14 protein-coding genes are annotated in these 13,415 nt (G+C 62.5%); 6 read left to right on the top strand and 8 right to left on the bottom strand.

The features are described 5' to 3' along the window. Positions 1-24: 24 nt before the first annotated feature. Positions 25-306 carry a YfcL family protein gene (locus tag GKQ23_RS08025; protein ID WP_056239369.1) on the top strand — a complete coding sequence of 94 codons (282 nt, stop codon included), beginning with the start codon at positions 25-27 and terminating at the stop codon, positions 304-306. A gap of 185 nt (positions 307-491) precedes the next feature. On the opposite strand, the gene mnmC is transcribed toward GKQ23_RS08025, so the two are convergent. Continuing rightward, positions 492-2,501 (bottom strand): bifunctional tRNA (5-methylaminomethyl-2-thiouridine)(34)-methyltransferase MnmD/FAD-dependent 5-carboxymethylaminomethyl-2-thiouridine(34) oxidoreductase MnmC, encoded by a 2,010-nt coding sequence (gene mnmC, locus GKQ23_RS08030; protein WP_212410232.1) that lies wholly within the window; start codon positions 2,499-2,501, stop codon positions 492-494. A 155-nt stretch (positions 2,502-2,656) separates the two neighbouring features. Between mnmC and fabB the strand changes: the two genes are divergently transcribed. Continuing rightward, positions 2,657-3,877 carry a beta-ketoacyl-ACP synthase I gene (gene fabB, locus GKQ23_RS08035; protein ID WP_056239376.1) on the top strand — a complete coding sequence of 407 codons (1,221 nt, stop codon included), beginning with the start codon at positions 2,657-2,659 and terminating at the stop codon, positions 3,875-3,877. 231 nt (positions 3,878-4,108) lie between these two features. Here fabB and GKQ23_RS08040 read toward each other — a convergent pair whose 3' ends face one another. Continuing rightward, positions 4,109-4,366 carry a YceK/YidQ family lipoprotein gene (locus tag GKQ23_RS08040; RefSeq protein ID WP_212410233.1) on the bottom strand — a complete coding sequence of 86 codons (258 nt, stop codon included), beginning with the start codon at positions 4,364-4,366 and terminating at the stop codon, positions 4,109-4,111. A gap of 139 nt (positions 4,367-4,505) precedes the next feature. Between GKQ23_RS08040 and yafN the strand changes: the two genes are divergently transcribed. From yafN to GKQ23_RS08055, 3 genes are all read left to right on the top strand, one after another. After that, positions 4,506-4,799 carry a type I toxin-antitoxin system antitoxin YafN gene (gene yafN, locus GKQ23_RS08045; RefSeq protein ID WP_056239744.1) on the top strand — a complete coding sequence of 98 codons (294 nt, stop codon included), beginning with the start codon at positions 4,506-4,508 and terminating at the stop codon, positions 4,797-4,799. A 2-nt stretch (positions 4,800-4,801) separates the two neighbouring features. Next, the gene (locus tag GKQ23_RS08050; protein ID WP_212411676.1) at positions 4,802-5,200 is read left to right on the top strand and encodes a type II toxin-antitoxin system YafO family toxin; all 399 of its coding nucleotides are present in this window, start codon (positions 4,802-4,804) and stop codon (positions 5,198-5,200) included. A gap of 310 nt (positions 5,201-5,510) precedes the next feature. Further along, entirely contained in the window at positions 5,511-6,689 is a 1,179-nt protein-coding gene (locus GKQ23_RS08055; protein WP_212410234.1) for an MFS transporter, read from the top strand. Here GKQ23_RS08055 and GKQ23_RS08060 read toward each other — a convergent pair. Further along, positions 6,677-6,838, bottom strand: a complete 162-nt coding sequence (locus GKQ23_RS08060; protein ID WP_212410235.1) for a hypothetical protein — start codon at positions 6,836-6,838, stop codon at positions 6,677-6,679. The two genes, GKQ23_RS08055 and GKQ23_RS08060, sit on opposite strands and share 13 nt — an antisense overlap. A gap of 91 nt (positions 6,839-6,929) precedes the next feature. Between GKQ23_RS08060 and GKQ23_RS08065 the strand changes: the two genes are divergently transcribed. After that, positions 6,930-7,478 (top strand): rhodanese-like domain-containing protein, encoded by a 549-nt coding sequence (locus tag GKQ23_RS08065; RefSeq protein WP_212410236.1) that lies wholly within the window; start codon positions 6,930-6,932, stop codon positions 7,476-7,478. On the opposite strand, the gene GKQ23_RS24050 is transcribed toward GKQ23_RS08065, so the two are convergent. The 5 genes from GKQ23_RS24050 to GKQ23_RS08085 form a co-directional block, all read right to left on the bottom strand. Then, on the bottom strand, positions 7,475-7,609 hold the full coding sequence (locus tag GKQ23_RS24050) for a hypothetical protein (RefSeq protein WP_255354464.1): 135 nt from the start codon (positions 7,607-7,609) through the stop codon (positions 7,475-7,477). The genes GKQ23_RS08065 and GKQ23_RS24050 overlap by 4 nt on opposite strands. Before the next feature lie 71 nt (positions 7,610-7,680). Then, complete coding sequence (flk, locus tag GKQ23_RS08070; protein WP_212410237.1) at positions 7,681-8,712, bottom strand: flagella biosynthesis regulator Flk; 1,032 nt, start codon at positions 8,710-8,712, stop codon at positions 7,681-7,683. A 302-nt stretch (positions 8,713-9,014) separates the two neighbouring features. Continuing rightward, on the bottom strand, positions 9,015-10,028 hold the full coding sequence (locus GKQ23_RS08075; protein WP_212410238.1) for a fimbrial protein: 1,014 nt from the start codon (positions 10,026-10,028) through the stop codon (positions 9,015-9,017). Then, positions 10,028-12,610, bottom strand: a complete 2,583-nt coding sequence (locus GKQ23_RS08080) for a fimbria/pilus outer membrane usher protein (RefSeq protein ID WP_212410239.1) — start codon at positions 12,608-12,610, stop codon at positions 10,028-10,030. The genes GKQ23_RS08075 and GKQ23_RS08080 overlap by 1 nt, the downstream gene beginning before the upstream one ends. 6 nt (positions 12,611-12,616) lie before the next feature. After that, on the bottom strand, positions 12,617-13,369 hold the full coding sequence (locus GKQ23_RS08085) for a molecular chaperone (RefSeq protein ID WP_212410240.1): 753 nt from the start codon (positions 13,367-13,369) through the stop codon (positions 12,617-12,619). Between the last annotated feature and the right edge of the window lie 46 nt (positions 13,370-13,415).

Below are 13,415 nucleotides of genomic sequence, written 5' to 3' on the forward strand. Positions count from 1 at the left end.
CGCACTGCTTAACTAAGGAACGTTATGATCGACGAATTTGAGTCGCGTATTCTTGGCCTGATTGACGATATGGTCGAACACGCCAGCGACGACGAGCTGTTTGCCGGCGGCTACCTGCGCGGGCACCTGACGCTGGCGGTCGCCGAAGTGGAGCTGAGCGGCGACCACAGCCGCGAGGCGCTGACCGCCCAGGTACAGCAGAGCCTGGAAAAAGCTATCCAGGCCGGTGAACTGTCACCGCGTGACCAGGTGCTGGTGCGCGGCATGTGGCAGAAGCTGTTTGAACAGGCGACGCAGGAGGCCTGATCGCTTTGGCCGGGTATTCGGCCACGATTGCGTTTGAACAGACTCACAGGGCCCGCTGGTTAACCGCGGGCCCTGTTGCATTTGCGGCATGGGTCAATGGCGAGCCAGATAAACCAGATGACGGCTAACGGGAGCGCCAGGGACGGGATAAAGCAGCCGGGCAATCGGGGAGACTTATCCTTTGACTAGTTCGTTGCAGTAACCGGCCTGCCTTTCAGCAACTTACGCACCCAGTAGCGGTTCGGGCTGGTGGCGGCCAGCGTGGCGCCGTCCAGCGGGATCGGCTCACCGCACATCTGCGCGGCCAGCACCTCGGCGGCCAGCGGGCCGCTGCACAGCCCGCGTGACCCCAGCGCACCGAGTACAAAGGCCCCTGCGTGCACCGGCGCGCTGGCGGCATTTTCCTGCTGCTGCGCCAGCCCGGCGTACTGTTCCAGCAGCTGCGGATAGTCGGGCAATGCGCCGATCAGCGGCAGGTGATCGCGGCTGGCGCAGCGTACCCCGCCGCGCGACGCTCCTTCGCTGACATCAATATCCTCCGGCCAGCCAGCCTCCGGCAGGCAGCGCATCAGCCGCGCGCGGTTTTCCTGCTGATCGCTGTCGCGGTAGCCGGTGTCGGTTTCGCCACGGCGGTAGCTGGCACCGATGCAGTGCTGCTGATACTGCGGGCTGACCGGCGTCAGGTAGCCGTCGTAGCACAGTACCTGCCGCAGCGCACCGAGTGACGGGCCGGTCGGCACATGGCTTACCTGCCCGGCCACCGGATTCGCGGGCAGCTGCTCGCTCTGGCTGAAGCCGGTCAGCCGGTGACCGGTGCACAGCACCAGGTTCTGATGACGGGCGGCGGGTTGTTCGCGGAAGTTCAACAGCCACTCATCCTGCTCCCGCTGCATGTCAATCAGCTCATGCTGCCAGCGCAGCTGCAGCCCGCCCCGTTCAGCCTTCAGCAGCAGTTCACGGGTCAGTTCGGCTGGCGAGAGCCAGCCGCCAAGCGGGTAGGTAATACCACCACAGCCGGTGACCACGCCGCACAGCGCTTCTGCCTCCGTCGTATCGACCGCGCGGGCCAGTTCGGCGGGCAGCCCCATCAGCAGCATCCTGTCGATTTTCGCCTGGCTTTTCTCATTCCACCCCAGCTGGGTGACGCCGCACCAGTCGTGTTCAAAGGTTACGCCCTGCTGGTCATAGTAGTGGCGGGCGAAGACAAACGCGGCGGGGAACAGCCGCTCCAGCGCCGGATCGTGCTGGTTAAGCAGTGGATAAAGTGCGCCCTGGCGGTTGCCGGAGGCCCCGGCCGCCGCGGCGGCATCGGCGCAGTACAGCGTCACCCGTTTGCCCCGCCGCAGCAGCGCCAGCGCCAGCAGCGCGCTGCTGATGCCGCCGCCGATTAGCGCGATATCGCCGTCCCCGGCGGCGGGGCGGGTATACCACGGGGCACGCGGGGCGCGGGTGACGGCGGCAGGCAGTTCGCCGACCAGCATCTCGCGCTTCTGGCCGTAGCCTTTGCGTTTGCGTACCGCAAAGCCCGCGTCAATCAGGCCACGGCGCACAAAGCCGGCGCAGGTGAAGGTGGCGAGCGTGGCACCGGGGCGGGCCAGCCGCGCCATGCACTGAAACAGTTCCGGCGTCCACATATCCGGGTTTTTCGACGGCGCAAAGCCGTCCAGGAACCAGGCATCCACCTGCTGATTCAGGGTGTCATCAAAAGTGTGAATAAGCTGGTTAATATCGCCAAACCACAGATCCAGCGTCACCCGGCCGCCGTCCAGCAGCAGGCGGTGGCAGCCCGGCAGCGCCAGCGGCCACTGTGCGCGCAGTGCGGAGGCATAGCCGGCCAGCTCGGGCCAGCTGGCGTGGGCGGCGGCGAGGTCAGCGGGCTGCAGCGGATATTTTTCACAGCTGATAAAGTGCAGCCGCTGCAGTGCAGCGTCCGGCTGCTGCAGACGGAAACGGTCAAAGGCCTGCCACAGGGTGAGGAAGTTGAGTCCGGTGCCAAACCCGGTCTCTGCCACGATCAACAGATCACGCGGATGGCTGGCGAAGCGCGCCGGCAGCCCGTTACCGTCGAGGAAGACGTAACGCGTTTCTTCCAGTCCGTTCTGGTTAGAAAAATAGACGTCATCAAACGCTCGGGATACAGGTGTACCCTGATCGTTCCAGCTCAGCTCAGCGTGTTCTATAGGGGCGGTTTTCAAGGGCAAAGGCTCGTTATCAGGCGGTGGCGCGATTCTAACTATGTGAGCTGGCCTACGCAAATTTACACAAGGATACGCTGATCGGACTTGTTCGGCGTACATCTGTACGCTAGAGTGCGTGTCGAATCCTAATAGAAGAAGTTAAGAGGTATTGAATGAAACGTGCTGTGATTACTGGCTTGGGGATCATTTCCAGTATTGGTAATAACCAGGAAGAAGTTCTGGCGTCGCTGCGTGAAGGACGCTCTGGTATTACTTTCTCGCAGGAGCTGAAAGATTCCGGTATGCGTAGTCACGTCTGGGGTAACGTCAAGCTGTCTAAAGACGAAATCACCGCACGTATCGACCGTAAGATGCTGCGCTTTATGAGCGATGCCTCTGTATATGCCTTCCTCTCCATGCAGGAAGCGGTAAAGGATTCCGGCCTGACCGATGAGCAGTACCAGAACAACCCACGCGTGGGCCTGGTGGCCGGCTCCGGCGGCGGTTCGCCGTTCTATCAGGCGGCCAGCGTTGACGGCATGCGTGCCAAAGGCCTGCGCGGCGTTGGCCCGTATATGGTGACCAAAGCCATGGCGTCCGGCGTTTCTGCCTGCCTGGCAACCCCGTTCAAAATCCACGGCGTTAACTATTCGATCAGCTCCGCCTGTGCCACCTCTGCGCACTGCATCGGTAACGCGGTAGAGCAGATCCAGCTGGGCAAGCAGGATATCGTGTTTGCCGGCGGCGGCGAAGAGCTGTGCTGGGAGATGTCCTGCGAGTTCGACGCGATGGGCGCACTCTCGACCAAATACAACGAAACCCCGGAAAAAGCCTCGCGTACCTACGATGCAGGCCGTGACGGCTTCGTCATCGCCGGCGGCGGCGGCATGGTGGTGGTGGAAGAGCTTGAGCACGCGCTGGCGCGCGGCGCGCACATCTATGCGGAAGTGGTCGGTTACGGCGCGACCTCTGACGGTGCCGACATGGTTGCCCCGTCAGGCGAAGGTGCGATGCGCTGCATGCGTCTGGCGATGGAAGGCGTGGATACCCCAATCGACTACCTGAACACCCACGGCACCTCGACCCCGGTCGGTGACGTGAAAGAGCTGGGTGCGATCCGCGCGGTCTTCCCGGACAAAACCCCGGCGATGTCCGCTACCAAAGCGATGACCGGCCACTCGCTGGGTGCCGCCGGCGTGCAGGAAGCCATCTACTCGCTGCTGATGCTGGAGCACGGCTTTGTTGCGCCAAGCATCAATATCGACGAGCTGGACCCGGCTGCAGAAGGCCTGGATATCGTGACGACGCCGACCGAACGTCCGCTGAAAACCGTGATGTCCAACAGCTTCGGCTTCGGTGGCACCAACGCCACCCTGGTCATGCGTAAGCTGTAATCCTTTCGGGGGCGGGCTCTCCGCCCCCGTTGCTTCGATACTTACACTCCGTTTTTTCTGCTTCTGCCGCGTTGCGACTAATGCACCTTTGTCGCGTTGCGACTAATACACCTTCAGTACTCAGCGCTGCTTATCCCTGTCAGGTATTCTGTCTCTGTCTCTGTCTCTGTCTGTCTGTCTGTCTGTCTGTCTGTCTGTCTGTCTGTCTGTCTGTCAGATTTTGGCGATCGCTTATTGCTTTTCCTTTTCAGGCTTTACGGCTGGCGTCTGCAGGTAATACCAGCCGTCAAACGGCAGCATCAGCGTATCGCCAACCAGCGACAGCGGCAGATCCAGCGCACACATCCATGCGTCAAAAAAGCAGCGACCGTCCTGCTGCGTACCGGAGTAAAACGAGTTTTTCTGATAGGTTTCCGGCGTGCGGGTTTGCACGGTGGCACAGCCTGTCAGGCCAATTATCACTGCGATTAGCACGCTCTTCCTTGTCATTCTGTCCTCCATAGAAAAAACGGGTTTGCGCAGCATATGACGCGTGGGTTCTGCATGGGCGATGATTCGTGCGGTGGCAGGTGAGTACGGATTGGTGTAGACTTTGATGTGCATTATTGTGATTACTGAGGAGTACATTATGGAGCGCATTCTTGCTGAGAAAACGATAAATATCACTGAGCTGAGAAAAAATCCGGCGAAGTATTTTATTGATGAACCCGTTGCCGTACTCTCGAACAATCGTCCGGCGGGCTATATGGTCAGCGCCAGAGTGTTCGAAGAGCTCATCGACATGCTGCAGGACAAGCAGGAGACCGTTCATGGTCTTGCCCGTTTCAGACCCAATGCAGCGCGTTTGAACGAGATTACCGCCAGCGGTCAGGAGCTGCTAGACCGCGCTTCAGATAACGACCTCAGGGAGTTCACGGAATGAGCATCAGGGTTTTCAAGTCGACGTTGATTAGCCAACAGCTGGCACCTCAGGAACTTGAAGACCTGGTTGCGGATTTTCGCGGTTATAAACAGGATGGCGTACTACCAGATACGTTTGGCCGCGATGCACCTTACGATGATGCCGCCACATATCCTCTGGTCAAACGGGAAGAGGTGGCGCATTTGCATCTGGCCGATGCCAGTGCGCCTTTCCCGAAATTTCTCCGCCAGTTCAGAAGAACCAGTGATAGTGCGCATCTGGTTTACTGCCAGGGGGCGATGGAATCAGACGCTTACCTGCTGATTATTATTCTGAAACCTGACGCACATAAAATGGCCCGAGATAACAATAATATGCATAAAATTGGCTTGATGGCCGAAGCATTCAGGATGAAGTTTTAAACTCTTTTTTACTCTACGCCCTCTTTGTTATCGGTCGTTCCACCTCTATTCACCTGGTCACCTGGGGAAATTGCGCCCTGCACCTGTCGTGGTGCCTTTGCCTGTCATGTAACAGCGTAGCGGGGGAGAGGCAAGTTATACGATTCAGCTATCATTTTTGCCGCACCTGCCGGCACGCTGGTTGACAACGATTGACGAAATGAAACTTATAAGCCAGTATTTGCTTTATTGAAAAAAAAATTCTAATGGCGCTCAGCGCAGGCGGCGTGCCGCCGGCAGGGAAGCCGCGATTGTCCAGGGAGCCACCGTCATGTCCAGCCATACAGAAACCCGTCCGGCGCAGACCACCGTGCCGCTGGCGACCATTTCGTTCGCCGTCTTTTTAGCCTATCTGACCGCCGGACTGGCGCTGCCGGTGATCCCGCTGTATGTGCACCAGGAGCTCGGCCTGAACAACGTTATGGTCGGGCTGGCGGTGGGCATTCAGTTTTTTGCCACGCTGCTGACCCGTGGTTATGCCGGCAGGCTGGCCGACCAGCGCGGCGCTAAACGCACCGCCCGGCAGGGGATGCTGGCGCTGGCGCTGGTCGGCGTCGCCTATCTGCTGGCCGGGCTGCTGCCGCTGCCGGTGGCGGGAAAATTTGCGCTGCTGGTGGCCGGGCGGCTGCTGCTGGGTTTTGGTGAAAGCCTGCTGCTGACCGGTAACCTGACCTGGGGCATGGGGCTGGTCGGGCCGAAGCGCTCCGGCCAGGTGATGTCGTGGAACGGCATGGCGATCTACGGTTCACTGGCCGCCGGTGCGCCGATTGGACTGTGGCTGCACGGCCAGTGGGGCTTTATGGCGCTGGGCGCGGCCACCGTGCTGCTGCCGCTGCTGGCGCTGGCGCTGAACGGCTGGGTGCGGGCGGTACCGGTTCACGGCGGAGAGCGGCCGTCGCTGTGGAAGGTGGTCGGGCTGATCCTGCGTCCGGGCTGGGCGCTGGCGATGCAGGGCACCGGCTTTGCGGTGATCGGCACCTTTACCTCGTTATACTTCGCCGCCCAGCAGTGGGGCAACGCCGGCTTTGCGCTGACCGCCTTTGGCCTGTCGTTTGTGCTGATGCGCATCCTGTTTGGCGGGCTGCCGGACAAGTTCGGCGGAGCACGGGTAGCGCTGGTGTCGCTGGCGGTGGAACTGGTGGGCCTGCTGCTGCTGGGGATAGCGAGTAATGGCTGGATGGCGCTGGCCGGCGCGGCGCTGACCGGCTGCGGCTGCTCGCTGGTATTTCCGTCGCTGGGTCTGGAAGTGCTGAAACGCGTTGAGCCGCAGGTGCGCGGCACCGCGCTGGGCGGCTTCTCAGCTTTCCAGGATATTGCCTACGGTGCCAGCGGCCCGCTGACCGGCCTGCTCGCCGGCGCGCTGGGTTACGGCTCGGTGTACCTCGCCGCTGCTGCCTGTGCTGCCATCGGGCTGATAATTACCTTCAGCTTTCTGCGTCAGGCGCGGTAACTGAGCCGCGCCAGTTTATCGACCGCCTGCACAATTTCGCCGGGCTGCAACGCCGAATAACCGAGGATCCAGCCCTGCTGTGGTGCGCTGTGGCGGCAGAGCGGCGACAGCGGTGGCAGCAGCAGCCAGGGGACGGCGGTTGGCGACATAATTGGTCTTATCCTGCCTGAAAAATGGGTATTACTATTAAGGCCGATCTGCCCTTATGATGGCAATCTGAATTTATCGGGGAGCATGTCAATGTCATCAGCATCAGCATCAGCATCAGCGTCGCCATCGCAGTCACCATCAGCATCAGCATCAGCATCAGCGCTAGCGTCGCCTTCGCAGTTATCAACAGCATCCGCATCCGCCGTACTGGCCTTTCCACCCGCTGAACCCCAGCAGAGCGCGCAGCGGCTGGCCGAAAAACTGGCGCATTACGCCGACGCCTGGGATCTGGCAACGGATCTGGCGCATGGCATTGACGCGATTGTGGTGATTGATACCCGATCTGAGCAGCACTATCAGCGTGGGCATATTCCCGGCGCGGTCAGTTTTCCCCATCGCCTGATGACGGCAGAAAGCCTTGCGGCGCTGGACCGGGCTAAGGTCTACATCACCTACTGCGACGGCATCGGCTGCAATGGCTCGACCAAAGGGGCGTGGAAGCTGGCGTCCGCCGGGCTGCGGGTGAAGGAGCTGATCGGCGGGCTGGATTTCTGGCAGCGGGACCAGCATCCGCTGGCGGCGGGCACTGAGCCGGGCAGCTGGCCGCAGCAGAGCAGCCAGCCGGAGTGTGGTTGTTAAACTGAAACTTCCCGCTTCAGCGCTACCGGCTGGCAGTTACCCGCCAGCCGGTAGCGCTGGCTTTCAGCAGACCGGCACCGGATGCGCACCGCCGGTGCGGCAAAACAGCACATGTCTGTAATCGCTGTCATAGCAAAGGTATCCTGACGGCGCAGACCGCAGACCGCAGACCGCAGACCGCAGACCGCAGGAGACGTCAGCTTTACAGCAGGATCCACAGGATCAGCATCACCACGATGGCCGCCGCAAAGGCGGTAAACCAGGTTCGGCTGCTGCGCGGGGCAGGAGGGAGCGGCGGCGGCGCGCTGCCGGTCAGCGGCTGCGGGTGGATCTGGCTGGCGGCCAGCGGCAGCTCCTGCAGGGCGCTGGCGCGGCGGCTGAACAGCAGGTTTAACAGATCCTGCACCTGTGCCGGGGTCAGTACGGACTGCGGCGGCGTGCCGAAGCGCTGCTGGCTGTACTCTTCCAGCATGCGCTGTTCGCCGCTGTCCGGCGGCTGCTTCAGCACGGCGGTCAGCTGATGCAGGGTGGGGGCTGGCTGCTGGTTCAGCGTCTGGCTGGCGTGCAGGTACTGGGTCAGCAGCGGGAACACCCGCGCGGGGATCGGATCGCCGCTGTGCAGGTTCACTACCTTAAGCACCAGCGCCCACAGCTTCACCGGCTGTTCGCCGGTGGTGGCCGCCAGTCGGGTAACCTGCTGGTTAAGCGTTTGCTGCTCGGCGGGCAGCAGCGTGCGGCCGGTCGGCGGCGTCTGCTGCGGCTGTGGAATAGCCATCTGGCCGTTCTGCAGCATGGTCAGCACCTGGCGCAGCTGGTCGGGATTCAGCGAGCTGAGTACGGTGTGGCCAAACTGCTGGCGGATAAAGTCGCTCACCGCCTGGCGGTTGTTGCCGGTGGGCAGCCGATCGGTGAGCTGCTGCAGCAGCTGGCGCGTGGCGTGGCCGTCCTGTACCTGGCTCAGCCGGGTATTCAGAAACTGTTCAGCCTGTGGAAAGTGGCGCGCCAGCAGTCCGGCATCGTTTTTTACCCCCACCTCATGGCGTAAACCGGCCCACAGCTCCGGCGCTTTCAGCGTGCTCAGCGCCATAATTTTGACGATCAGGCGTTCCAGCGTGGTGCGCTGCGCCGGCGTGAGCGGCTGGTCGCCGGCCAGGACGCGCGGCGTGCCGCCGGGGGCGTCAATAGCCGGACGATCGGCAGGGAGAGGTGCACCGGGGCCACTTAGCGGTTGCATAGCGAAATCCTTCAGTCAGGGTCGAGATCCGGGGCCGCCGGAAAACACAGAATGGTAATCGGCTATGATAACAATCCCGCTGTCTGATAAACAGACCGTCGCGGCCCGTTCGTACCCCTTTCCACCACTTTTTTCTGCTTCTCCGCCATCTCGCCCTGTTCCTCTGTTTCTTATCATCCTGCATTCTGCATTCTGCATTCTGCATTCTGCATTCTGCATTCTGCATTCTGCATTCTGCATTCTGCATTCTGCGTTCTGCGTTCTGCCTTCTGCCTTCTGCTTCCTGCTTCCTGCGCCGGCGATCAGCGATAGCTGAGCGTCCATGTGAGGGTGGCATCCGCTTTTCCAGCCTTAACGTGGGTGGCGTACTGATAGTATCGGGCAATCAGCGGTACGCTGATGCCGTCCCCGGTCAGCGGATAGCGGGCAATCTGCCAGGCTTGCCCCAGCGTCAGCGGGGTACGGCCCTCGCCGTGCAGAATCTGCAAGGCCACGCCCTGCGCGGCCAGCGGCTGCGCGCTCAGCGCCACCAGCCCTGCGCCGCTGACGCCCGCCGGTGACTCACCGTCCAGCTGTAGCATCACGTCAACGCTGCCCGCCACCTCGCGGTCGCACAGCAGATTGAGCTGGAAGGGTTTATCGCTGCTGGTGGCACCGACGCCGCGGGTGCCGCGCAGGCTGACCCCGCCGAGTGAGACGGTCAGGGCGGCGTTACCGCGCACCCGGCAGCTTTGCGCCACAAAGGTCAGCCAGCGGTCGGCCCCCTGCAGCAGGAGCGTCACCCGCTGCCCACCCTGTTGCGACCCCACCTCCAGCAGCGGGATCTGCGGGCTGACCAGCGCCGCCCGCCCGGCGGCGGGCGGCGTCTCCGCGGTCTTCACAATGCTGACCTCGACGCTGAAGGTCAGCCGCTGCCAGTGCTGCGACGGTTGCCCGTCCGCAGCGGCGTGGTTGTCGACCCGTAGCCCGCTGTCGACGCTGCCCGGTTCGCTGCTGCGTTCACCGTTAAGGGTGGTGAACAGCGTCAGGCCGTTGCCGAGCGCGGTGCTGCTGTCACGGCGATGCAGCCACAGGTTCTCTGCCTGCGACTGCGGCGAGCTGATGCTGCACCAGACGCTCAACGGATAGCGCTGGCGGAACACCTCCCGCCCGACCGGCAGCGAAGCGGAGATTTTTAACGGCCCGGCGCTGCGGGCGTTGAGCGGCAGGTTCTGCCCCTGCTCAGAGACGCAGTTGAGCGCCGCGGCACAGGGCGGCAGGCTGGCGATCAGCAGTACGGTAAACAGGGTGGGCGACAACAGCGTGCGCAGGCTCATCAGGATTTCTCGTTGGGGTCCGGAAGGGAACGAGCCGTCATCGGAAGACAGACGGCGTTGAGCTGGCGGATCCCGCCAGGTTTGGCGATAGCTACGGGGAGTTGCAGGGCAATCTGGCACAAAGGCTGTTCACCGCTGGTCACCCGCATGTGGGTGAGACCGGGGGGAAGTTGCACGTAAATAGTGTTGCCCTGTGTCACTCTGCCAAGCGGATCGCCGCGCGTATTACTCACTTGTGCGCCGAATGGCAGACCCTGTCCGTCAGGCCGGGTTACGTGGATCAGTACCGGCTGGCCGATCCGGGTGGCAAAGTTCATCCGCACCAGCGCACCGGCACGCGGCACGGTTTTTTGGCTGGTGATGCGCAGCGCCACGTCCTGCGGCAGGCCCAGTGGATCGATGGCGATCTCATTGCGCCGGTAAGGCATCAGCCAGGGCACCAGCGCCCGCCCGCTGCCGTCCAGCTTTATTCCGGGATAGCCGCTGATGCCAGCCCCCGTAGCACCGGGCGCGCTCACCAGCGCCATGGTGTCGCTGTACCAGGGGCTGAAGATCAGGCCGTCGCGCACCAGCGCCACGCCGCCGCCCAGTCCGGCTGACCACGCGCTGCTGTGACCGCCAAGGCTGATGCTGCTATCCAGCGTGGTGGCCGGCAGGTGCCAGCTGGTGGTCAGGCTGGCGCTGTTGCTCTGCTGTTCATCGCGGTTCAGCCCAAGATCGTAGTCGAGAAACTGCTCGTCCAGTGAGCCGCTCAGCCCCAGCTGGCTGGCTGAGCCCTGATTGCCGTGGCTGAGGTTCATATTCAGCGACGGCGAGTGAGCGGTGTTACCAAGCGGCAGCGCAATGCGCAGGGCGAACAGCATCTCTTCGCCGCTGCGGCTGCGCACCCGGCTGGCGGAGAGCGACCAGGCGAGAGAGCCAAACGCGTTGCTGTATCCGGCCTGTAGCTGGTGATCCTGGCCGTCATTACTCCAGTGGCGCTGGGTTAGCAGCGCCACATTCAGTTGCCCCCACGTCTGCGGCAGACGCTGGGACAGGGAGAGCGACATGCGGCTGCGCGGCTGACGCAGCTGGCCGAAACCGGGCTGCACAGGGTGTTTCTGCTGATATATCCACTGGACGGCGTCGCTCAGGTCGAGGTAATCCGGCGATGAGAGCTGCGAAACGCTGGCGGAGAGGGTGGTCTGGCTGTTAATAAAGACTTTGCTGTAGGCGAGCCGGTAGCGCTGCCCCTGACGCAGTCGCCCGCCGGTGCGGGTCTGCGCGGTGGTGGTGTCCAGCGAAATCGAACCAAATGACGTGCCCAGCGCGCCGCCGGCCAGCAGCGAACGGTAGCCTTCGCTGGTCAGCAGGCCGCCATAGGCGGTGAGCAGATTACTGACGCCGTACTGTAGCGTGCCCTGAATCACCTTCGGGCTTCCCGGATGGTTCAGGTTGCGCAGCGTACCTGCGGTAACGCTGAACAGGCCGTTACCGGGCCTGACCAGTTGCGGCAGCGAAGCGTAAGGCACGCTGAAGCGGCTTTCGCGTCCGTCGGCCTCTCTGACCGTGACCTCAATGTCGCCGCCGTAGCCGGTAGGGTAGAGATCGTCGATCTGAAACGGGCCGGGCGGCACGCTGGTCTCCAGCAGCAGCGTGCTGCCCTGGCGGATGCTAACGTGCGCGTTGCTCTGCGCCACCCCCTGGATCACCGGCGCGTAGCCGCGGCGCGAGTCGGGCAGCATCGACTCGTCGCTGGCCAGTGACACGCCGCGCCAGGAGAAGCTGTCAAACAGGTTGCCGCTGGTATCGGCATCGCCCAGCGTCAGCCGGGCGTTCAGCGCGGTGACGTCGTGCTGTAAAGCGTTAAACAGGCTGTTGTAGTCGCTGCCGCGCTCCGGCTGCCAGCTGAGCGTGCCGCGGTGGGCAAAGTGAAAGCCGCCGAGGTTAAGCGCCAGTTCGTTGCCGCTGTAAAAGGACCGGTAGTGGGTGCCGCCCTGGCGTGAGTCGTAGTAATTGCTGTCGTAGCCTGCCAGCAGCGCGTTAACGCCGTCATCCCACAGCAGCGGGCTGATGCTGTCGCGGGCGCTGTGTTGCAGCACCGCCTGCGGCAGGCTGATGTGCAGCTGCAGACGGCTGAGGTCGGCGCGGATCCGCGACTGCGGGATCAGCTGCGGCAGCGTCACGCACTCCTCCTCATCGTCAAGCTGCCGCAGTGCGGCGTTGTTTATCCCCTGTGGCTTTACCGGCAGCATTCCCAGCAGCGCTTTTTCGATGCAGATCGTCGACGCTGCCGCCGTGCGTTTAACGGTGATCTCTCCCTGGCCGTACGGGCGGCCGTTAACACGCAGGTCGAGATGGTAGTGGCCCGGTGGCAGCGGGGAGGGGCGCTCGAACAGCGTGAGATCTACCGGCTGGGAGAGCTTGTATAAAAATCCGGGGTCAAAGTGCGCCTCGCCGTCGCCGCCGGTGGCGGGCCGCGCCGCGCCGGGCAGCAGGGTTAGCAGCAGCAGGGCGAGCGGCAGGCGTGGCTGCCCGGCCTCGCGCTGCTGACGCCGATCGTTATGCTGCACCGGGCGCCGGCGGTAAGGGTACCGATCCATCCGCCATCATTTCCGGTCTGCGGTCGGTTTGATATCCACCGTCGTTTCGCTGCCGTAGTCGTTAATAATGTGGTAGCTAATCGTCGGATTCATTAACCTGCCGACGGGCTGGTCCATACGCACCGTGGCGCTGCCCAGCGGTGGGATCATCTCTCCGCTCAGGCTGGTCAGCGTTTTACCCGGCATGTTGATAACCATGCGCGACAGGTTGATAAAGTATGGGGAGGGATTGTCCAGACGTAAGGCGCGGGGGGCCGTCGTGACCGTTTGCCAGTGCAATTGCCTGGCCGCCGAGGCGGCACCCTCTGCCGTCAGGCCGGACGGGCGAAAGAAAATTTTAATGCGCGTGCGGATCGCCATTTGCAACGTATTGGTCCCCGCCAGCGCGGCATTTTTGGGCGGGATATCCAGCACGTTCAGCCAGAACACCGACTCGCGATCGGGTGGCAGAGCGTCCCCGGTCCAGGTCAAACGCAGCGTCTGACCGGTGTGCGGCTCCATGCGGAAAACCGGCGGCAGCAGCACAAAAGGCGCGTTGATTTTACTCAGGTCCTGTTCCGGATCGCCTTTGTCGATCCACGCCTGTACCAGCGCCGGCAGATTGCTGTCGTTATTCAGCTGTACGCCGACCTCGCGCTGGTTCTGCGGATAAATCACCCGCGTGCCGTTGACCAGTACGTTGGCTGCAGCTGCCACCGGCAGCAGCTGCAGCAGCAGCAGGCCGAACGTACGCCATGAAATCCTTTTCAGCCTTAACATAGCCACTGTCCCTGGAGTGATTTACTTTATACTGCAGTAAATGACG

The sequence above is a fragment of the Erwinia sp. E602 genome (assembly GCF_018141005.1).
Lineage (GTDB): Bacteria > Pseudomonadota > Gammaproteobacteria > Enterobacterales > Enterobacteriaceae > Erwinia.